We start from the raw sequence: 19,972 nt of genomic DNA on the forward strand, positions 1-19,972 counted from the left end.
AGAAGACCGGTGAGGAAGGCCAGTAAAAGGACCGCGATCAGGATAATGGTGAGGTCCACTGGCCTTCCTCCGTCCGGAATCCTTACTTCATGCCTTCCAAGGCGGTGAGATCGAAGAAGACCTTGCCGGTCTGTTCGAACTTCCGCACCTCGATCGAGGCCCGCGCCGGTTTGCCTTCCAACTGCTTGACCACGTCAATGAGCGGGAACGCGTCCTCCGGAATGTTCACCCGCAAGTTCCCCGGATCTTTGCCCTTGAGATACAGATCCACCGACCGGAACACTTTCCCGTCCTTGCTCTTCCGTTCCACATACCCCTGCACCTGTCCGTCCGCTTTGAGTTGCATCGATCGTCCCTCCTTGGAGAATCGGATCAGCGAGGCGCCTGATCCACACGCCTTGGCCTTTCGGCCGAGCTTTGGGTTTGAACCAAAATTCCGAATCACAGTCCGTGCAGACGAGGCAGAGCACCCCGTCTTTCCAATGACAGGGCCTGCCGCGCACGCCACAGCCGGGACAGCCGCGGGAGTAGCCGTTAGGTCGCCTTGAGGACATAGGGGGTGCCTCCTCCGCCAGGTCGTTCATGCAGCAGCGCATAGTGCTTGGACTTCCACTTGGTCGTGCCGGTGTAGATCAGGTCATGGAGAAACCGATCGCCCATCCGGGCGACGACGACCGCGAGCATGGGGCTGACCGCCTTGACGAGCCACAGGGCGACCTCTTCGAGCCGTTGCTGGACCTGCTGGATCACGAGCCGGCAGCGCCGGAAGCCTTCGGTGAGCCCGTGCCACCAGGGCAGCAGCGGGGCCCGATACTTTTCATAGGGCGCCGCCTCCCGCGTGATCTCCCGAAAATCGATATAGGACCGCAAGACGCCGACGATGAACGATCGCCAGTCTTCGTGATCGAGGTACAAGAAGGCTTTGGCGCAGGCTTGTGCCCGTTCGGCTTTAAATTCCAGTTCCCAGCGGACCCCGTAGGACGCGGCATCTTCTGCTCCATGGGTTGCCATCTCGAGCCGCTTGTCATACACGCGCAGCATCGTCTGACTCTCACGGCTGCCGAAGTACAGCGTCTCGCCCGTCCGGACGCCCGTGCGATGATTCGAGGCCTCCAGGGCTTTGAATTTCGTGGAACGGGTCACGGCTTTGCCCTCATCGACGGCCGCTTTCACCGTTGCGACCGAGACCGTGGCCTCCCGGTCATCCAAGGCCACATCGATCCGGGTGACGTGCCCCCGATGGGTGTGAATCCAGGTCAAGAGGTCCTTGAGCCGCGTCTCCTCCCACTGGGAGACGATGCCGCCGGAGAGGTCGACGTGGACTTCACACACATTGCGATGAGCACCCGTCCCGAGTTTGCCGACGCCCCCCTTGCCTTGGGTCATGAGTTTCGCCACGGGGTAGCCTCGGAAGCCCTTCTCACTGTCGATCCAGTCGCCACCCAGCTTGATCAGCACCTCGTCGAGCGCCATATCGGGCACGGTGAAGGACAACCAATCGATCGACTGTGTGAACCCCTGAGACTCAGACATCCGCAGCTCCTACCCTTTCCGTGCGATGGACGCCCCCGTCTTACCGAGTCGGGGGCGAGTCCGCTGCGCGCGCCGCCGGCTGTCGCCGCCGGTCGCGCTGCGCTGTCCCTCCTCCCTGGTCGACCGGGCTCCTTGCCCGTTCTGCCTGAGGGCGGCTTTCACCGCTTCAAGGTCGAACCGGACGAACCGACAGACACGCTCCACAGGGATTTGGCCTTTGTTGTAAGCCCGCCGCACCGATCGCTCGCTAATCTGCAACACCTTTGCGAGTTGCGGGATCGTCAGTAACGTCTTCCCCATAAGACTCCTTTCTGGCTGCTTCGGTCAGAACGATCCGACCTTACTCAGCCAGGCACAGTGGATGAAAGATACGTTGAGCGGTCAGGAGCGGCCACTAGCGGACAGAAGAGGACAGAATGTCTAGCAGAAATCTGGATGCTCCACGCTCCACAAATCGACTCGCCGGGCAATCCGTGTATCGCCGAATCACCAAGAAGTAATTCTTACTTGCGACTCAGAAGCCGCTCCAGGAGCCACTGTACGCAATGCTATAGTGGAAAGACCTTATACCTCAAGGAGGGCAAGGGACTACCAAAGTAGTAGAGGACTACTGTGGAAAAGACTCGAGCCAGCCGACACTTTTTAGAGGAAAACGCTGGCCAGGGCCAAAATACTGGCTATAGGTCCGAACGGCTCTGAGCCGTGACCAGCGCAAGCGCGCACTTCACACCGCATAACCGAGAGGAGATGTCGGACAGACATGAGCTTAAAAAATACCAAGACGGGGGGCAAGGGCACTCTTCGTGAAGGAAACGACAGAGCTGGATCGCGACTTCATTTCGCACACCCGAGAGACCACCAGCCGAGGGTCAGCCAACCTTACGACCACTCACCCAGCAATTCTGAATAGTCCACAAACCGGCGAACCCAGCGGGATCTCATGCTGGCAATGTTCGCCATAAGCCGGCACCCAAGCGCCACTACTCCGTGTGATCTTTGCTCTGTAACAGGACGACCAGACGCTGCTGATCTTTCGGGGCCAGGTCGGACAGCGGAACCAATCGACCAGATTGCAGAAGCACGATCGTGTCGGAATCATCGTTCAACGGAGCGGCGACGAGCACCTTCTCAACGTCTTCTCCGTCGATTACGGGAAAGCCCCCAGCCACTTGCGTAAAGCTCATATAGGCGGTGAGGACACACACGACACCTGGCGGAATCCGCACCGTGGCGGTCGCCGTCGAGGAAGCAAACGAGCCAGTCGAGTAGCTCGAAGGAAAGAAGAGCGGTTCGCCCATGGCCGGCATCATTTTCACCGTGAATTGAGTCGGCACCGGAATATTAGTCGCTGTGAGTGTGACGGTTAACTCGCTGGGGGTCGTCGCGGCCAACGACATATCGGGTGAAGTGTACGATCCACCCGGCGTGGCGGGAACAGTTGTTCCGGCGATAGTCGTGATTGTGAGTGTCGGCAGGGCCGTCAGCGCCGGCGTGCTGGTCGCGGTGATAGGGCCTAACGTCGTGGAGGTGGACGCGACCGGGTCGGTGGCGTTCAGCGTACACGTCGTGCACTCGATTCGGACTCTTCCCGCATAGCCAAAACCGCCGCCGCCGACGCACGAGTTATTGCCTCCCTTGGCTTGGACCGTGCCTTGCTGGGTGACCTGCGGGGCCACCAAGCGAATGGCGCCGCCGCTTCCAGCCCCAGCCCCGGTCCATGCGCAGGGGGTGGAGCCCACGCCGCCATTGGCAGTGACAGATCCCGTGGCTTGAATGGTAATTTGTGTGGTCGAGGCAAGCACAATGGCCCCGCCACCGCCAGCCCCGGCTGGTCCATTCTGTGTGGTCGTGGCCACACCGCCACCCCCGCCGGACCCGCCATAGAGGGGAATCAAATTCACGAACGACGAATGGGCCCCGTAACTGCCGTCTTGTGTGAAAATCGCCGGCAGCAAGCCTGGCCCCCCACCGCCAGGGCCCTGCCCGGCCGTCCCATTGCTGGGATACGTACCGCGGATCCCGCCATTGCCACCGTTGTATCCTCCGGGTCCTCCTTGGCTACCAGGTGTCACGCCCCAGCTGCCACTCGTCCCGCCCACCACCGCATCGTCCCCGTTGACACGGATCGTCCCGGCAATCGAGATATTCCCTTGCGCGAGCATCGTCACGGGCGTGTTCGCGGCGTTCCGTTGAAACGTGACCGTGACACCCGAGGGAATGGTGATCGTGGTGTAGTTCAACACGCCATCGGCAGGCAACGTGACGACCATGTTCGAGGCAGGCGCAAAGGCCCCCAGGGAGCCCGTGCTGCCGCTGTTAAACGCTTGCCCCCATGCCGGAGATCGCGCCAGCACGGTAAGGACGAGACTGAGGCACAGCACGGAGACGTAGCACGAGAGACGGTGCGTCATCATGAGCAGTCCCCTCTATGGCAGTGTGAAATCGCTCCAGGCATTCAGGACACTCACCTGCCCCGCCGGCAAGGTAACGCTGAAGGTGGCGGTGGAACTTGCCAAAGTCCCCGTGGACGTAGCCGTCGAAGGAGCCGCGGCGGCGGCGAACTGCGGAATCTGTTTCAGTTTGAAGGTAGAGCCCACTGGGATATTCGTACCCGTCACCACCACCGAGACGGGATTCGTCGTACCACCCGGCAATGTCAGATCGGCCGTGGAATAGGTGCCGCCCGTTGTCGAAGGCGTCGACACGCCACCAATGGAACTGATGCGGAGGGTCGGCAGTCCAGTTAACGCGGGGGTGCTCGCGGTAGTGACCGGGCCACAGGACGTGCTCACCGAGGGGGAGGTGGGCGTCACCGTGCCTGAGAACGTGACTTTGAAGGCCTCAAGCCTGACGCGGCCAGCGCCCGCAGAGGGGCTCCCCCCAACCCCGCCGCTCACATTGAGCGTACCGGTGCCGGCAATCTCGGGCGCCACAAAGCGAAGCACACCCCCACTGCCCCCGCCAGAATATTGCGGATTGGGCGCCAGGATCGACGCGCCCCCCCGGGCAACCACGGCCCCATTGACGGTAATTTTCGTCGACGAGGCGATCACCAGCGCGCCGCCCCCGCCGCCGCCGGAGATGCCCGAGGTGCTCGTGTTCCCGTAGTAGCCTCCGCCCCCGGATCCGCCGAAGAGGGGAACCAGACTGATGAAATTCGGCGCGCCGTAGGTCCCTCCGGCCCCAAAGGTCGCAGTACTCGTGGATCCATCGCCCCCGCCCGGGCCCTGGCCTGCCGAGGGCGCATTGTTCGAGGTCCCGCGCGCGCCGCTCTGGCCCCCTTGAAAGCCCCCTGGCCCTCCCAAACCTCCCGCATACACCGTCGGGCCTGAGCTGGCATACCCGGTTCCCGGTGAGCCATCCAGATTGATCGTCCCGGTGATCAAGACATCCCCCGTCGCCAGCATCGTCACGGGCGTGTTGGCCGCGTTGCGTTGGAATGTCACCGTCACGCCCGAGGGGATGGTGACCGTCGTGTAATTCAAGATCCCGTCGGCGGGCAAGGTGATCACCGTATTGGAGACCGGCGCCAGCGCCCCGAGACTGCCCGTGCTGCCGCTGCTGAACGTTTGCGCGTACGCCAACGGGGCGGCGCTCATCGCCAACGCGAGACCACTCACGACTCGGATGAAGCCCATCAGTCTCATAACTCAACGCCTCCTTCTCTCTCGAATGCCTACGGGAGCAATTCACTCACGGGCGGCGCCACGCTAAAACTGGGCCCGGTCGGCGCCATTTGAGCCGCAGGCAGGAATTCGCTCGTCGACGGCCCCGCACTGAAGCTCGGTCCATTCACCGTGCCTTTGGGAATCCACACACTGACATGGGACTTCGCGTGGACGAAGCCCCAAGTCGGGGCGGCGACCGACACGGTCACCGCCCCGCTGGTCGCCGTGCCCAAGGGCGTCGTGACGGTGAACGTATAGGTGCCGGGTGGCACGGTTGAGGCGACATGCAAGGCGAGCGGCAAACTCGTCTCGGTCACCCCCGTCTTGATGGTCGCCGTAATGCCTGCATTGGAAAACGTCACGTCCGTCGCTTGCTTGAGGCCCGTCCCGGCGACGGTCACCGGCACTTTCGTGCCTTGTCCCAACGAACTGGGCGTGATGCCGCTAATGGTGGGCGCGCCGAGAATCGCCAAGCTCTGACTACTGGTGGCGCTGCCATTAGTATTGGTGACTGCTACGGTTCCGCTCGTGACCCCGGAGGGCACCGTGGCGATAATCGCGTAGGCGGTCGAGGAGACGACCGTCGCTGCCGTGCCGTTGAACGTGACGGTGTTGTTGGAAGGGATGGTGCTGAAGCCGTAGCCTTGGATCTTCACCTGAGCGCCCACCGATCCTCTCGCCGGCAGCAGCGCATAGATGCCGATGCCGCTCGCGCCAGGCGTGAAGCGGTCGATGCCGATCAGGTTGCCGACGGCGTCATAATTGTAAAGCGCCGTGTTGCCGGCTTCATCGACGACGGCGGTGAGGCGGCCGAGATCGTCGTAGGCATATTGGGCTTCTCCGGCATAGATAACATTGTTCGAAGCAAGTTTAATTGCGATCAGAGTGACTAAAAGAAGGCCTCGCCCGACTCGAAGGCAAGAGAACATTACAACCTCCGTACTACCTTTCTTCCGCTGCGACCAGAACAAGAATCAATGATTACTTTGTGGTATCCCTATGATGAATGACGATCACCTTCGTATATCCGTTTGTTCCGGGTGGCGAAATGCTTTAGAACATTCCAAACTCCAAGAACGGAGGTCCTTCCTCGGTCTCCAAGGTGACATCGCCAGAATTCAACGTATGAATGCGTAGACGGCGCATAGCTTGTTTATTTACCTCTCCAAATTGAGCCGGCGATACATTAAGGATGGATGCACATGGAATGGAATTGACTTGACTACATGACTCACAGACCAACAGACACGGTCCGTTGTAATCAGCAGCCAATCATTCAAACTGCGAAAACTGCCAATCACTGGCTCTTCCAGATCAGTAAGATCAACCTTCTGCAAGATCTCTTCTTGTTGCGTTCCTTGCATTCGATCAAAAATCGATGTGTATCTACCGTTTCCCCCTTTCCGTTCAAATATAGATTTTAGCGCTTTGGACTTGGATTGTTTCTTCATATGACCGACCTCTCACGGCAAGAAAGCTCTCAAGAGAATTGTGTCAGCATTGACATGAGTCAACTCGAACTTTGGCCTTCGTAATGAATCTAATGTACGCTAGGCCTTGTTGAATGGATGGCCTTCATCAGGTCCGAACCGTAGCTTTCGACTGAAGAAATACCGCTCTACTGCATAACTGGCAAACCCTCGATTCGTTGCAGTCGTTTCATCCCATTCATCACTGTAGGGGTTGGGTATCAGATACACATCACTGAAAGTAATTCGGCTCTCGCTTTGATCATATTTCCATGTACCGGTGACCCGTAATGGTTCCGCTCTTCCTTTCACCTTGATTTCCTGTGCATAGGTACCATCCGATTTAAGAACAAGGCTGTCCGTCCCAAACTCATACTCCGCCACATAGGTTCCAGGTATTTCTTCCTGGTCGGGATGTAATAGACACCCGGATATCGGAACCACTAATCCGATTGAGAGAACCAATTGATAAAGGAATCGCATGGCCCGTACGTGCTCACTTTCTTCCGCTTAAGGAGCAAGGATTTGGTTCTGTCCACGAGAAGTTTTGTTCAACGTTCCGCATCGGCCCAGTCTTCCCTTTTCTATCCGCCACTAAGTGGTAAAAGAAGGAGTGAGTGCCAGCTACATTTCTGATTCGAAACGTCACGGTCCCATTTTTATTGTCAACAACAGAAGCGCCTGCAAACCCTCCGACTTGGAATGCCGTGCTAGACCAATCCAGCGTTAGTGGATTAAGCAGGGTATCCCATGCTGCCTCGAACGTACCGTAATTGATGCCGCCCTTCGTTTTGCATCCATTGAGCTTGAAAGCTTGCCTCATTTTCTCAGCACCCGGTGACTCACTCATTTCAACCGTTTCAACGTCGTATGACCGGTAATTTCTCACATCTTTATTGTGCAGGCCCGTAGACCACTGCCAGAAAAAAGTTGCATTGGTTTCCCATGTGAGACCTGTGGGATCAATGAGGTTAATTGGGTTGTTGGCAACGTATCCGTACAAATTGGTCTCGCCCGAATCAAATTCCAACGGGTCTTCTCCCAGAAACCGCTGTATTTTTGAACTGTAGAACCGGGCTCGGTAATACATCACGCCCGTACCATCCTCCTCACGTCCCGTGTACTGGAACGCATTGGTAGACGAACCTGTCTTGGTTGTCTTGCCAAACGGTTCTTGGGTGTAGGTCGTGCTAGACGCCCCACTGCCATCGGTCAACGCCACTGTCGTCCCCAACGCATCCGTCTGATAGTACTCATCTCCCCCGGATTGCTTTCGGATGAATGGTTCGTCGATAGACAGGCTGCGAACATAAGTAGCCGTCGGAGTGCTGCCAGAGAGTTCAGCCAGGAGATCCTCCCCGTCGTACCAAAAGCCAGTCGTTGCGCTGTTGATAGTCTTGCTGCTCCTCCGTCCCAACCCGTCGTACACGAAGCTGGCAGAGAGACTTGGTCCGCTGATGCCCGTCAATCGATTCCGGGCATTCCACGTGTACGCCGTGGTGCCTGAGGCATCAGTGAACGACGTGAGATTGCCGTTGTTGTCGTACACCAGGTTGGTGGAGGCACTGTTGAAGCGGGTTTGCTCATTGGCCGCATCGAAGGCCGTGTTCGTGACGGCCTGGGGGATGAGCGTCGCAGCCGCATTGGCGCGGGTCACCTTGACTCGATTGCCGGCCGCGTCATTCTGATAGGTGAGGGCCTCGATCGTGGTCGGCGTCTTGATGTGATCGATGCTCAACAGCCGATTCGCATTATCGTAGCCGTAGCTCGTGACGACGCCGTTGGGATAGGTCAGGCTGGTACGTCGCCCCGCATCATCGTAGGCCAACGTGACGGTCTGTGAGCCCTGCGTGACCGTCTTGAGCCGTGAGTTCTTATCATAGGTGTAGGTGACATCCGTCTGACCGGTGGCAGAGAGTTTGAGCCGGCGCCCGATTTCGTCATACTCCACCGTCACCGTGCCCGGCGTCGTGGTCTCCTGCACCCGCGGATGATGGCCACTGCTCACCGTATCGTAGGTCCAGGTGATGTTGCCGCCCACCGAGTCGCTGACGCTGGTCAGGCGACCGATCGCGTCGTAGCCGAATGTGACGGATGAGTCCGGATAGGTCGCGCCGGTCCGGCGGTTCAGCGCGTCATAGGCAAAGGTCGCGACCTGGCTCTTCCGATCCGTGAACTTCGAAAGATTGCCGTTGGGGTCATACTGATAGCTCTCCGTCCGGTTCAGCGCATCCTTGCGCGTCTTCAGCCGATCCATTTCGTCGTACGTATAGGTCGTCGTCTGATTCTTGGCATCCGTGACCGTGAGCAGATTGCCATTGTTGTCGTAGCTGAAGCTGGTCAGCCCGCCGAGCGCATCTTGGATCTGCGTGACGCGGTTGAGGTCGTCATAGCTGAACCGCGTCTGCATGCCGCGCGGATCGGTGAGCAGGATCAGCCGCGAGACCGCGTCATAACTCCGCGTCGTGACGTTCGACAGTGCATCGGTCGTGCTCGTCAGATTGCCGGCGCTGTCGTAGGCAAAGCTCGTGACATGGGACAGCGGGTCCGTGATGCTGGTCGGCTGGCCGGTGGTACTGTATTGAATCACCGTCTGCTTGCTTTCGGGATCGGTAATGGTCGTGGTGCGGGCCGTATCGTTATAGGCGAACGTGGTCACATTGGCCAGCGTCATCGCATCCGTGATCGTGGCCAGCCGGTTATAGGTTGACTCGTAGGTGAACGTGGTCGTGTTGTTCTCCGGATCCTTGATCGTCAAGACATTGCCGTTGCTGTCGTAGGTGAATTCGGTCCGGCGGGAGAGCGGATCGACGACCGCGGTCAACTTGTTCGTGCCGGTTTCTCGTTCGTAATTCGTGATGTTCGATCCCGGCCGCTCGACCTGCGTCATGTATTGCGAGCCGTTCATCCGGTAGATCGTGACGTTCCCCCGCGGGTCCGTGACATTGGTCTGCGTGACGGTCGTCCCGGCCAGCGTATAGGCGAAGGTGTAGGTGCCGCCATCGGCCAGGATCTGTTTGGCCACGCGGCCGTTGATATCGTATTCGTTGCGCAGATATGTGATGCCCCGCGCATCGGTGATCGACAGCATGCCCTCATTCCAATAGTAGGTCTGGGCATATTCGCCATAGCTGTAGGTCGTCCAGCCGCGTGCGGGATCGGAGACCCGCGACAGCCGCCCATTGGAGCCGACATAGTAGACATAGCTCACCGTCCGTCCCATCGGATCGGTAATCGACGAGATGACGTCGAAGAGCGAAAAGCCGCGCTTGATTTGGGTATAGATGAAGGTCAGCTTCCGCCCGGACGGCTCCCGGACCTCCGTCACCCGCTGTGAGACATCGCGAATGATCTGGATCTTGTTGTTGTAGCGATCCCGCTGCTCGACCAGCCAGCCGGCAGAATTAAAGGCGTAGATCATGCCATCTTTCCAGCGCAGTTCGGCGGTCCCGTCGCCGAATTTCGTGATCGCGGCGCCCTTGAACAGGGGAAAGGCGGTGTTGCGATACTTCCCGTCGGCTTCCTGGGAAAACAGGTACCGGCTGAAGTCCGGCATCTGAAGTCGCAAAGCCGTTCCCACCACGGCGAGTTGGATGTGATAGTTAAAGCTCCCGCCCTCCCCGAACGGCCCAATCCCGGCGGCCAGGCTGCGATAGGTGCGCGTGATGTGCACGGGCAGCACACCCGGCAGGAGCAGATCCGTCTTCTGCAGCGTGAAGGCCCCGGTCGTCACGTCCACCGGATCGGCCGCTGAACAGGCCTGCCCGTCCGAGGGGCAGAGCTTCGCAATGTCGACCTGTTCCGCCGTCCAGTACGCATAGCAAAACTGTGGTTGCCCCACACCAGGATCGGGAATAATCGTGCGGCCGTCGGGGCTGACGGTCCCATAGCCCGCCAATTTCCATTGATGCGAAGCGGGATCCGCCGAGGGCGACTTATCGTAGTACCAGAACTGCATGCGGGTGCCGGGATCGGCGCCGGCTTCATTGGGCGCCGTCATGGGCACCGGCTTGGTGGGCACGCCGCCGCCTTGCTTCTCGAAGCTGACCAAGTAGACGGTTCTGGGAGCGGCGTTCGCCGGAATCCGTGGGACTCGGTCCGGCGGAATGGGGGTGATGGCCACCTGGGTATTCGGGTGGCCGTCGGTGCCTCGAATCACCGTCCCATCCGGAATACTCAAGGTCAGCCCCGGCACATGACTGGGACGCACCTCTGATTTCGCGCCAGGCGAAATCGTGTACAGGGTGGGATGCGTCTGCACGACCCAGATGGGATCGGCGAGGTCGAGCGCTTTCTCCATGGATACATTCACAAGCACGGGGTCGGCATGCATCATCCCGCCTGGCGTGCCGTTCTTGAGTGGCTTCCGAAACTGATCGAGTGAAGCATGATCGATGTTGATGAGCTGATAGCCGCTCGGCGGCTGGGGAAACACGAATCGGCCGGCGGCATCGGTCGTGGCGCGTTGCCCGGCGAGCGTGACCAAGACTCCGGCGAGCGGTGTGGCATCCGCGGCAGATAGAATGCGTCCGCTGACCGGTCGGCCGGGGGCTCCAACCGGCTGTCCGGGCGTCGCCGTGACCGTCACGCTGCCCTGTGCGGGAGGAAGATCAGGTTGGCTGGAACGGAGCGAAGGAACGAGGCCACTGCTTGACGACGTTTGCGCCAGGAGCGCGAACGGGGTAGAGAAGACGACGCCGAATACCCATAACCCAATCGTGAGCCAACGTAAGCGACGTACACGAAGGCAGCCTGCCAATGCGTTCACCATGACGCTCCTGGTTATGTCGTGCGGTGCAGACTCCTTTGCCTGTTGCTATCCATGGTCATCATCGAGGCGCTGCTTCGATGCCAAGCTCACAGATTATGATCATCGGGACCACGGTGAGTGTGACGGTCATCGATCGTTAGGCTCGACGCAAGGGGCCATCATAGTAACTACGTGCGTGGAATAGCCATGCAGGCGCACGTGTACCGGAACAGCGTATTCCACGCAAGATGGCCGTTCGGCCCTACCCAGGAAGCTGTATCCCGCGCTCGTGTCCGGATGCCAGGGCTTCACGACGGCCGGCTCCATGCGCAGGAATCGCGCCAGCCTTAGCTGTCACTCACCCTGCGAACCATTCGCTGATTGTTGGTTGTTACTTCTGTTTCCTCCGTGAACTGTGCGGTGGCTCTCCGCTTCCTGTGTGAGAGCCACCTTCATTTCAACCAAGGAGGAAACAACATGGGCACGAACAACAAACCGGTGCACACGCTGCGATGCGGCACCATCAAGGCGACGATCTGGCGGAACCAGAGCGAGAACGGTCCGTTTTTCTCGACGACGTTCACCCGTCCATTCAGAGATCAATCGGGTGTCTGGAGAAATGGGACATCGTTCGGCTTGAACGATTTGGAAGCGCTGCTCACGGTCACCCAGCAAGCCAAGAAGTGGATCGCTGATCAGATACCGAAGCCGTAAATCGCCAGAGGGAGGCTCTTCATGAAAGGAGGGCCTCCCTCTACCGATACCGAGCTCCCCTACACAAGGCGCTTCTGAGAGAGATGGTAAGTTGTGACGAAAGCAAGTACTAACCCTACGTGTTCCCGGCGTGTTCTCTTTACAGCAAAAACGGCCCGAAGGGGCCTTAATTCAGCCCAACAGAACCGAGGGCATACAAACGCGAGAAGCTGCTCCAGACGATGGGTTTATCACTTCTATCAGGGGATTACGAGGAACTATTGGAAAGGCTTAGAAGGCTGATGCTCTATCCAACTGAGCTACGGGCGCCTTCTCAAAAGTTGGGAATTGCGAATGCTGAAGGCGACGCGGTCGACCAAGCTTTGTATGGTCGGGGCGAGAGGATTTGAACCTCCGACATCCTGCTCCCAAAGCAGGCGCGCTACCAAGCTGCGCTACGCCCCGACTGGTTTATTCTCCACCGTAATCCGCCTGATCATGGACTTAGCCTTGCCGAATGCACGGGCACGATGACTGATCCGGTTCTTGGTTTCCGGCGACAACTCCGCCAGAGTGCAATTATACTCCGGCACGATGAATACGGGATCATAACCGAAGCCGTGCGCCCCCACCGCCTCTTCGGCAATGAAACCTTCCAGAATGCCTTCGACCGTCATGGCCTGCCCGGTCGGCAACGCCACCGCCGCCACCGTCACGAAGCGTGCGCCTCGCCTGGGCTTCGGCACCCCTTGGAGTTCCTGAAGAAGCTTCCGGCAGTTATCCTCATACGTCGCGTGCTCGCCGGCGTACCGTGCCGCAAACGCTCCCGGGCGACCGCCCAATGCATCTACTTCCAACCCGGTATCATCCGCCACGGCCGGCAAACCCGTGTGGCGAGCGATCTCCCGCGCCTTCTTGATAGCGTTGGCCTCACAGGTGTCCCCATCCTCCACCACTTCCGGCGCACCAGGAAAGTCTGCAAGGGTGCGAACGACCAGCCCCGGTTCCGCCAGCAGCGCCATGAGTTCCTGTCCTTTGTGGGGATTCCTGGTGGCCAACACGATCTCCATGTCAGCCAAGCGCTCCGATCAGCGACTTCTGGATGCCCACCAAATGCTGGATGGCGCCCCAACCCAGATTCAAAAAATCATCCATGTCCTTCTTATGGAACGGAGTCCGTTCCGCCGTACCTTGGACTTCCACATAGCGGCCGGCGCCGGTCATCACGAGATTCATATCGACCTCGGCATGGGAATCCTCTTCATAAGCCAGATCGACCAGCACCTCGCCGCCCACCTTGCCGACACTGATCGCCGCGAGGTAATCGGTCAAGGGCAGTTTCTTGATCAGACCTTTCTTCTTCACCACCGTCAGGGCATCCGCCAGCGCGATAAAGGCGCCGGTGATGGAGGCGGTCCTGGTGCCGCCATCGGCTTGGATCACGTCGCAATCGATCCACACCGTCCGTTCACCCATTTCGCTCGTATCCGTGACCGCCCTCAGCGCGCGTCCGACCAATCGTTGAATCTCGAGCGTACGTCCGCCCTGCTTCCCCTTCACCGCCTCACGCGGCGAACGATCGTGCGTGGCTCGCGGGAGCATGGCATATTCGGCTGTGACCCATCCCTTCCCCTTGTCGCGGAGAAAAGGCGGCACCTTCTCTTCAACCGAGGCCGTGCAAATGACTTTGGTGTCCCCCATCTCGATGAGGACGGACCCTTCGGCATGCTTGATAAAATTACGCGTAATTTTGACCGGCCTGACTTGGTCGCGTCGGCGACCGTCAAACCTGGTCAATGAGGCCCCACTACTCATCCCATACTCTCCTTCCTCACCCGGAACCGAAGGTCGGAATTATAGTGAACAGGGTATCAAAGAGCAAATGAACCAGCGCGCCACGCGCTGGCGAGCTGATGGGTCATTCGTCCGGCGAATGCCGCTGCTTTTGGACTGGCAATCGTGTCGAACCTGTGTATAATCCGCTACCAGTGTTCACAAACTTGATGCCCCGACGGCGATTTCTGTACAGCGGCATCCCTTCAGGCGTCATTCCTGACGACAGGCTCCGTCGGTTTCGACTTGGACGCGCCGCACTTGCCCACAGCCTCTTCTCCACATTTCAAAGCAGTTAGCTGAATCAGCACCGACCACTCAGTCGGGACGAATAGGGACCTTCACTAACGGATCTTGATGGCACAAAAGGTGCATCGTGTTTCCGAGTTCTCTCAATTAGTTAAGGCCCACAGTCATTCTACCGATAATGATCCGACCTGCGGTTCCCATCCATTACTGATCGAACCTTACGAGCCACGTGTATGAGCATACAGACAGCCGCCTCGCGGACCAATCACCCCTCCCTCGTTGAAAACCGGAAGGTCCTCATCGTGGATGACGAGGAGCCGATCCGTCGGCTCCTCGGCTACCTCCTCGAGCCACATGGGTATGTGGTGACACTGGCGGCCGAATCCCGGGAAGCCCGGCAGCAACTCGAAAAGAATACCTATGCCTTGGTGTTGTGCGACGTGAACATGCCCGGCGAGTCGGGCATGGACTTGGTTCGCCACATCCTCACCCAATACCCATTGACCGCCGTCATCATGGTCACCGGCCTGGACAGCCCGGTCCTTGCGAACGCGGCGTTGGACATGGGCGCGTTCGGGTACGTCATCAAGCCGTTCGAGGCGAACGAGGTCTTGATCAACGTCGCAAACGCCCTTCGCCGCCGAAAACTCGAGATCGAAAACAGCATGCACCGGGAAAACCTCGAGGAGGTTGTCCGAACCAGGACCATCGCGCTGCAACAGGCCCTGGATTGGCTGGAGCGAAGCGAGAAAGAACTGCGGCTGTCCCGCGAGGAAACGATTCAGCGGTTGGCGATTGCGGCGGAGTTTCGCGACAGCGCCACCGCCCAACACATTCAACGCATGAGCCACTACTGCGAGCTGTTGGCCCGCCGGTTCGGCCTGTCGCCCGATCGGTGCGATCTGATCCGCACCGCCAGCCCGATGCACGACATCGGCAAGATCGGCACGCCGGACCACGTGTTGCTCAAGCCCGGGAAGTTCACACCGGAAGAGTTCAACGTCATCGCCCAACATGCGGACATCGGCTACCGAATCCTCAGCGGCTCGGACGCGGAACTGCTCAAGGTCGCGGCCTTGATCGCCTGGACCCACCATGAACGCTGGGATGGGAGCGGCTACCCGCGCAACCTGAAAGCGGACGGCATTCCCATCGAAGGACGCATCGCGTCCATCGCGGATGCCTTCGATGCCTTGACCACGGAACGGGTCTACAAACCGGCGTTTCCCTTCGAACACGCCGTGGACCTGATGGTGAAGCACAAGGCCCAACATTTCGATCCGGACCTCATCGACGTATTCATGGGCTCCATCGACGACATCCGCCGAATTCACGATCAATACGCGGATCGGTCGATCCGCACTCCACTGCGCTAATTCACCTGTCAGAACAAGGATGGGCTGACGAATGGCATCACGAGCACCCCAAGGATCGAGAAAAAGCCGGAACGAACGTGCCTGTAGCGATGCGGCCGCCAAACCCGCGGCCATCGACTCATCCGTCCCCGAGCCGATCGCCCATCCTGCCAGGTTCACCAGAAACTGGATCGCCTATCTTTGCGAGAACCTCGCCTCTTCCGGGCTCATGCCGACGTGGGAAGCGGCCACATACCTGACGGACAATCTGTTCGGCGAAAAGCCGAACCCGCGACTCCTGGGCACGACCAGCCCCTATGAAGATACGAACCAGCTGCTGCACCGGCTGTATCAACCGCTGGTCGAAGCGGCCAGCCGCGACGTCGCCCTGCCCGCGACCGCCATGATCCATGTTTTTACGGACGTGAGCCTGACGGGGAATTCAGCAGTATTGGTCGTGTTGTTTCCGGGTCACAATCGCCCGCAACAACTGCTGATGCTGGATGCTGCGAAGGCCTGGGACCTGGTGTTTGAAGATTCGGCCTCGTTCAACGCCTGGGCAGAAGAACGCTATCGCTGGATCAGGGGCTCGCTGCAATCCGCATCAAACGCCATCGCCGCTTCACGCCCCCCCGTCCTCGAAGCGGTCTGACACGCGCAGGCCTCTCCAAGCGATCAGCCTCTGGCCGACTGCAGGCGCCGTGAGCCGAGGCGTTACGCCGTCGGCTCGTAGTTGAGATTGGGGGCCAGCCATCGTTCCACTTCCGCAACAGCCAGCCCCTTGCGTTTCGCGTAGTCTTCCACCTGATCGTGATCGATCTTCCCGACGGCAAAATACTTGGCATCGGGATGAGCGAAGTAGAGCCCGCTCACGGAAGCCGCAGGCAGCATCGCGTAAGACTCGGTCAAGCTGACGCCGGCCTTCTCCTCGGCGTGAAGCAACGCGAACAACGTTCGCTTTTCGGTGTGGTCCGGACAGGCCGGGTAACCGGGCGCGGGACGGATCCCCCGGTATCGCTCCCGGATCAGGTCTTCATTGGACAACTGCTCCCCTCGTCCATATCCCCACTCCATCCTCACTCGCTGATGGAGATACTCTGCAAAGGCTTCCGCCAGGCGATCCGCCAGAGCCTTGGCCATGATGGAGTTGTAATCGTCGTGGTCCTTGTCGAACCGGGCGCAAAGCGGCTCGATGCCGATGCCGGCCGTGACGGCAAACGCCCCGAGAAAATCCACACGGCCGCTGTCCTTCGGAGCGACAAAATCCGCCAGCGCCAGGTTGAACTGATCGGCGGGCTTTTCCGTCTGCTGCCGCAACGTGTGGAAGGTCGCTACTCGCCGATGGCGGTCGGAATCGGCATAGACCTCGATATCGTCCCCGACTGCGTTGGCCGGCCACAGTCCGTAGCAGCCGCGCGCCGTCAAGAGATTCTCCCGGACGATTTCTTCCAGCAGCCGCTGCGCATCCGCCAGCAACTCTTTGGCTTTGGACCCGACCGTCACATCCTCGAGAATGGACGGATAGCGGCCGCGCAATTCCCATGTGTGAAAAAACGGCGACCAATCGATGAACGGAATCAGATCACGCAGCGGCTGCCGCTCGATGACCTGGAGACCGGCCTTCGCGGGAATGGGAATATCCACGGCCTTCCAGTCGGTCGGCAAATGACGGCTCCGCGCATCCGAGAGCGGGCGCAAGGGCTTTGCGCCCCGATCCTGGTGGGCCTGCCGGACCCGGGCATAGTCCTCGCGGGTCTTGCGGGCAAACTCCTCGCGATGGTCACGATTCAACAGGCTCCCTACGACCCCGACCGCCCGTGACGCATCAAGCACATGCACGGTCGCATTCGCATAGGAGGGAGCGATCTTCACGGCCGTGTGTGCCTTGCTTGTCGTGGCCCCGCCGATCAAGAGCGGCACCTGAAACCCTTCGCGCGTCATTTCCTTCGCGACGTGCACCATTTCATCCAACGACGGCGTGATGAGTCCGCTCAGGCCGACGACGTCGACCTGCTGCTCGCGGGCGGTCGCAAGAATCTTCTCGCAGGACACCATGACTCCCAGATCGATGACCTCATAATTGTTGCAACCGAGCACGACCCCGACGATGTTCTTGCCGATGTCGTGCACATCGCCCTTCACCGTCGCCAGCAACACTTTCCCGTTCGAACGGGAGAGGCCGGACTTCGCCTTCTCGGCCTCCATGTACGGCATGAGGTACGCCACCGCCTTCTTCATCACGCGGGCGCTCTTGACGACCTGCGGCAGGAACATCTTGCCGGAGCCGAACAAATCCCCCACGACATTCATCCCGGCCATGAGCGGACCTTCGATCACGTCCAACGGCTTGGGATACTTTTGTCTGGCCTCCTCCACATCTTGGTCGATGTAATCCGTGAGCCCCTTCACGAGGGCGTGCGACAATCGTTCCTCCACTGGTAGCCGACGCCATTCGTCGTCCTTCACCGCCGCCTTGCCCTTTTGCTTCACGGTCTCCGCGAAGGCCACTAACCGCTCGGTGGCGTCGGGACGTCGGTTCAACAGCACATCCTCCACGAGCGCCAACAGGTCCTTGGGAACTTCTTCGTAGACCGCGAGCTGGCCAGCGTTGACGATGCCCATATCGAGACCGGCCTTGATCGCATGGTAGAGGAACGCCGCATGCATCGCCTCGCGCACGACATTGTTGCCTCTGAACGAGAATGAAATATTGCTCACGCCGCCGCTGACCTTCGCCAGCGGCAGGTGTTGTTTGATCCAGCGGGCCGCATCGATGAAATCGACCGCGTAATTGTTGTGCTCCTCCAGTCCCGTGGCCACGGTCAGGATGTTCGGATCGAAGATAATGTCCTGCGGCGGGAAGCCCACCTGCTCCGTCAGGAGCTTGTACGACCGCCCGCAAATGTCCGTGCGCCGGGCCAAAGAGTCGGCCTGGCCCCGCTCGTCGAACGCCATCACGACGACAGCCGCACCGTAGCGGTGAATCAGCCGAGCCTGCTCGAGAAACTTGGCTTCGCCTTCCTTCAAACTGATCGAATTGACGATGCCCTTGCCCTGGAGATTCCGGAGGCCTGTTTCGATGACCTCCCACTTCGAACTGTCGACCATGATCGGCACGCGCGCGATGTCGGACTCCGCCGCCAGGAGCCGAAGGAATTTCTCCATTGCGGCTTTGGAATCGAGCAGCCCCTCGTCCATGTTGATATCGATGATTTGCGCGCCGCCTTCGACCTGCTGGCGGGCCACGGTGAGTGCCTTGTCGTATTCACCGGCCAAGATCAATTTCGCGAAGGCCGGCGAACCGGTAATATTGGTTCGTTCGCCCACATTCACGAAATTGGACTCGGGACGCACGGTCAAAGCCTCCAAGCCGCTGAGCCGAAGGAAGGGCGGGACCTGCGAGGGCTTGCGCGGAGCGACGTCGTGAACGGCTTCTGCGATCTTCTTAATGTGGTCGGGCGTCGTGCCGCAGCAACCACCGACGATGTTGAGCCAGCCGTTCTGAGCCCACTCGCGAAGCTGCGGGGCCAGTGAATCCGGCGTCTCCGGGAATCCCGTCGGAAGCAAGGGATTCGGCAGCCCCGCGTTGGGATGGCTGCTGATATAGATCGGCGCCAAGCCCGACAGTTCCTCAATCAGCGGGCGCATCTCCTTTGGACCCAACGCACAGTTCATGCCCACGCTCAGCAACGGCACGTGGGAAATCGAATTCCAAAATCCTTCGACGGTCTGGCCCGAAAACCCTCGATTGCTGCCGGCCTGAATGAATGTCACGGAAGCCATGATCGGCACCTGCCGAGCACCCTCCGCATAGAGTTTCTGAATGGCAAAAAACGCCGCCTTGGCGTTCAACGTGTCGAAAATCGTTTCCACCAACAAAAGATCCGCCCCGCCGTCCAGCAAGCCGCGTACTTGATCGGCATAGGCCTGGACGAGTTCCTCATAGGTCGTTCCCCGTGCGGCGGAGTCATTGGAGTCGGTGGACACAGACGAGGTTTTCGTCGTCGGTCCGATGGCGCCCGCGACGAAGCAACGCCGCTTCGGCTGCTGTTTCACCACCTGTGCCACCGCGCGGCGCGCGCATTCCGCGCCGGCTTTCGATAGTTCGTAGCCCAGCTCGTCCATCCCATAGTCGGCCAGCGACACCGCTTGAGAATTGAAGGTGTTCGTCTCGACGATGTCGGCCCCGGCCTCCAGATAGTGACGATGGATTTCCTCGATGACGGCCGGTCTGGTGACATTCAGAAGATCGTTATGGCCCTTGAGGTCCTTGTGCCATGACCGAAACCGCTCTCCTCGAAAGGCAGCCTCGTCGAGTTTGTAGCGCTGAATCATCGTGCCCATCGCGCCGTCAAGGATCAGGATGCGCTGGCGTAGCAGGTCGTCAATTTCATGCTGTGGCATAGGTACTCGAATCATCTT

The 19,972-nt window shown here is 59.5% G+C and carries 14 protein-coding genes and 1 tRNA gene; 3 read left to right on the top strand and 12 right to left on the bottom strand.

Annotated features, from left to right (window positions below):
- Positions 1-82 precede the first annotated feature (82 nt).
- The 8 genes from KF814_02565 to KF814_02600 form a co-directional block, all read right to left on the bottom strand.
- Positions 83-346, bottom strand: coding sequence for a hypothetical protein (locus KF814_02565; protein MBX3235011.1), 264 nt, complete (start codon positions 344-346; stop codon positions 83-85).
- Positions 347-534: 188 nt separating this feature from the next.
- Positions 535-1,533 (bottom strand): replication initiation factor domain-containing protein, encoded by a 999-nt coding sequence (locus tag KF814_02570; GenBank protein MBX3235012.1) that lies wholly within the window; start codon positions 1,531-1,533, stop codon positions 535-537.
- Between the two features lie 9 nt (positions 1,534-1,542).
- On the bottom strand, positions 1,543-1,833 hold the full coding sequence (locus KF814_02575; GenBank protein ID MBX3235013.1) for a helix-turn-helix domain-containing protein: 291 nt from the start codon (positions 1,831-1,833) through the stop codon (positions 1,543-1,545).
- A gap of 680 nt (positions 1,834-2,513) precedes the next feature.
- Entirely contained in the window at positions 2,514-3,947 is a 1,434-nt protein-coding gene (locus KF814_02580) for a hypothetical protein (protein MBX3235014.1), read from the bottom strand.
- A 12-nt stretch (positions 3,948-3,959) separates the two neighbouring features.
- A complete protein-coding gene (locus tag KF814_02585; protein ID MBX3235015.1) occupies positions 3,960-5,180 on the bottom strand; it encodes a hypothetical protein in 1,221 nt (406 codons plus the stop codon).
- 29 nt (positions 5,181-5,209) lie between these two features.
- Complete coding sequence (locus KF814_02590; protein MBX3235016.1) at positions 5,210-6,130, bottom strand: IPT/TIG domain-containing protein; 921 nt, start codon at positions 6,128-6,130, stop codon at positions 5,210-5,212.
- 621 nt (positions 6,131-6,751) lie between these two features.
- Entirely contained in the window at positions 6,752-7,153 is a 402-nt protein-coding gene (locus KF814_02595) for a hypothetical protein (GenBank protein MBX3235017.1), read from the bottom strand.
- A gap of 13 nt (positions 7,154-7,166) precedes the next feature.
- A complete protein-coding gene (locus tag KF814_02600) occupies positions 7,167-11,441 on the bottom strand; it encodes a hypothetical protein (GenBank protein ID MBX3235018.1) in 4,275 nt (1,424 codons plus the stop codon).
- 456 nt (positions 11,442-11,897) lie between these two features.
- Between KF814_02600 and KF814_02605 the strand changes: the two genes are divergently transcribed.
- Positions 11,898-12,134 (top strand): hypothetical protein, encoded by a 237-nt coding sequence (locus KF814_02605; GenBank protein MBX3235019.1) that lies wholly within the window; start codon positions 11,898-11,900, stop codon positions 12,132-12,134.
- Between the two features lie 367 nt (positions 12,135-12,501).
- On the opposite strand, the gene KF814_02610 is transcribed toward KF814_02605, so the two are convergent.
- From KF814_02610 to rph, 3 genes are all read right to left on the bottom strand, one after another.
- A tRNA-Pro gene (locus KF814_02610) sits at positions 12,502-12,578 on the bottom strand.
- A complete protein-coding gene (locus tag KF814_02615; protein ID MBX3235020.1) occupies positions 12,569-13,183 on the bottom strand; it encodes an XTP/dITP diphosphatase in 615 nt (204 codons plus the stop codon). The genes KF814_02610 and KF814_02615 overlap by 10 nt, the downstream gene beginning before the upstream one ends.
- A 1-nt stretch (position 13,184) precedes the next feature.
- Complete coding sequence (gene rph / locus KF814_02620; GenBank protein MBX3235021.1) at positions 13,185-13,928, bottom strand: ribonuclease PH; 744 nt, start codon at positions 13,926-13,928, stop codon at positions 13,185-13,187.
- A 500-nt stretch (positions 13,929-14,428) separates the two neighbouring features.
- Here rph and KF814_02625 point away from each other — a divergent pair, with 500 nt between their 5' ends.
- Positions 14,429-15,571 carry a response regulator gene (locus tag KF814_02625; protein MBX3235022.1) on the top strand — a complete coding sequence of 381 codons (1,143 nt, stop codon included), beginning with the start codon at positions 14,429-14,431 and terminating at the stop codon, positions 15,569-15,571.
- A gap of 31 nt (positions 15,572-15,602) precedes the next feature.
- Complete coding sequence (locus KF814_02630) at positions 15,603-16,202, top strand: hypothetical protein (protein MBX3235023.1); 600 nt, start codon at positions 15,603-15,605, stop codon at positions 16,200-16,202.
- 62 nt (positions 16,203-16,264) lie between these two features.
- Here KF814_02630 and metH read toward each other — a convergent pair whose 3' ends face one another.
- Complete coding sequence (metH, locus tag KF814_02635) at positions 16,265-19,954, bottom strand: methionine synthase (GenBank protein MBX3235024.1); 3,690 nt, start codon at positions 19,952-19,954, stop codon at positions 16,265-16,267.
- Between the last annotated feature and the right edge of the window lie 18 nt (positions 19,955-19,972).

This window comes from Nitrospiraceae bacterium (assembly GCA_019637075.1).
GTDB lineage: Bacteria > Nitrospirota > Nitrospiria > Nitrospirales > Nitrospiraceae > JAHBWI01.

Coding starts and splice junctions, on each gene's coding strand:
- KF814_02565 (MBX3235011.1), bottom strand. CDS start 346: ATGCAACTCAAAGCGGACGGACAGGTGCAGGGGTATGTGGAACGGAAG.
- KF814_02570 (MBX3235012.1), bottom strand. CDS start 1,533: ATGTCTGAGTCTCAGGGGTTCACACAGTCGATCGATTGGTTGTCCTTC.
- KF814_02575 (MBX3235013.1), bottom strand. CDS start 1,833: ATGGGGAAGACGTTACTGACGATCCCGCAACTCGCAAAGGTGTTGCAG.
- KF814_02580 (MBX3235014.1), bottom strand. CDS start 3,947: ATGATGACGCACCGTCTCTCGTGCTACGTCTCCGTGCTGTGCCTCAGT.
- KF814_02585 (MBX3235015.1), bottom strand. CDS start 5,180: ATGAGACTGATGGGCTTCATCCGAGTCGTGAGTGGTCTCGCGTTGGCG.
- KF814_02590 (MBX3235016.1), bottom strand. CDS start 6,130: ATGTTCTCTTGCCTTCGAGTCGGGCGAGGCCTTCTTTTAGTCACTCTG.
- KF814_02595 (MBX3235017.1), bottom strand. CDS start 7,153: ATGCGATTCCTTTATCAATTGGTTCTCTCAATCGGATTAGTGGTTCCG.
- KF814_02600 (MBX3235018.1), bottom strand. CDS start 11,441: ATGGTGAACGCATTGGCAGGCTGCCTTCGTGTACGTCGCTTACGTTGG.
- KF814_02605 (MBX3235019.1), top strand. CDS start 11,898: ATGGGCACGAACAACAAACCGGTGCACACGCTGCGATGCGGCACCATC.
- KF814_02615 (MBX3235020.1), bottom strand. CDS start 13,183: ATGGAGATCGTGTTGGCCACCAGGAATCCCCACAAAGGACAGGAACTC.
- rph (MBX3235021.1), bottom strand. CDS start 13,928: ATGAGTAGTGGGGCCTCATTGACCAGGTTTGACGGTCGCCGACGCGAC.
- KF814_02625 (MBX3235022.1), top strand. CDS start 14,429: ATGAGCATACAGACAGCCGCCTCGCGGACCAATCACCCCTCCCTCGTT.
- KF814_02630 (MBX3235023.1), top strand. CDS start 15,603: ATGGCATCACGAGCACCCCAAGGATCGAGAAAAAGCCGGAACGAACGT.
- metH (MBX3235024.1), bottom strand. CDS start 19,954: ATGCCACAGCATGAAATTGACGACCTGCTACGCCAGCGCATCCTGATC.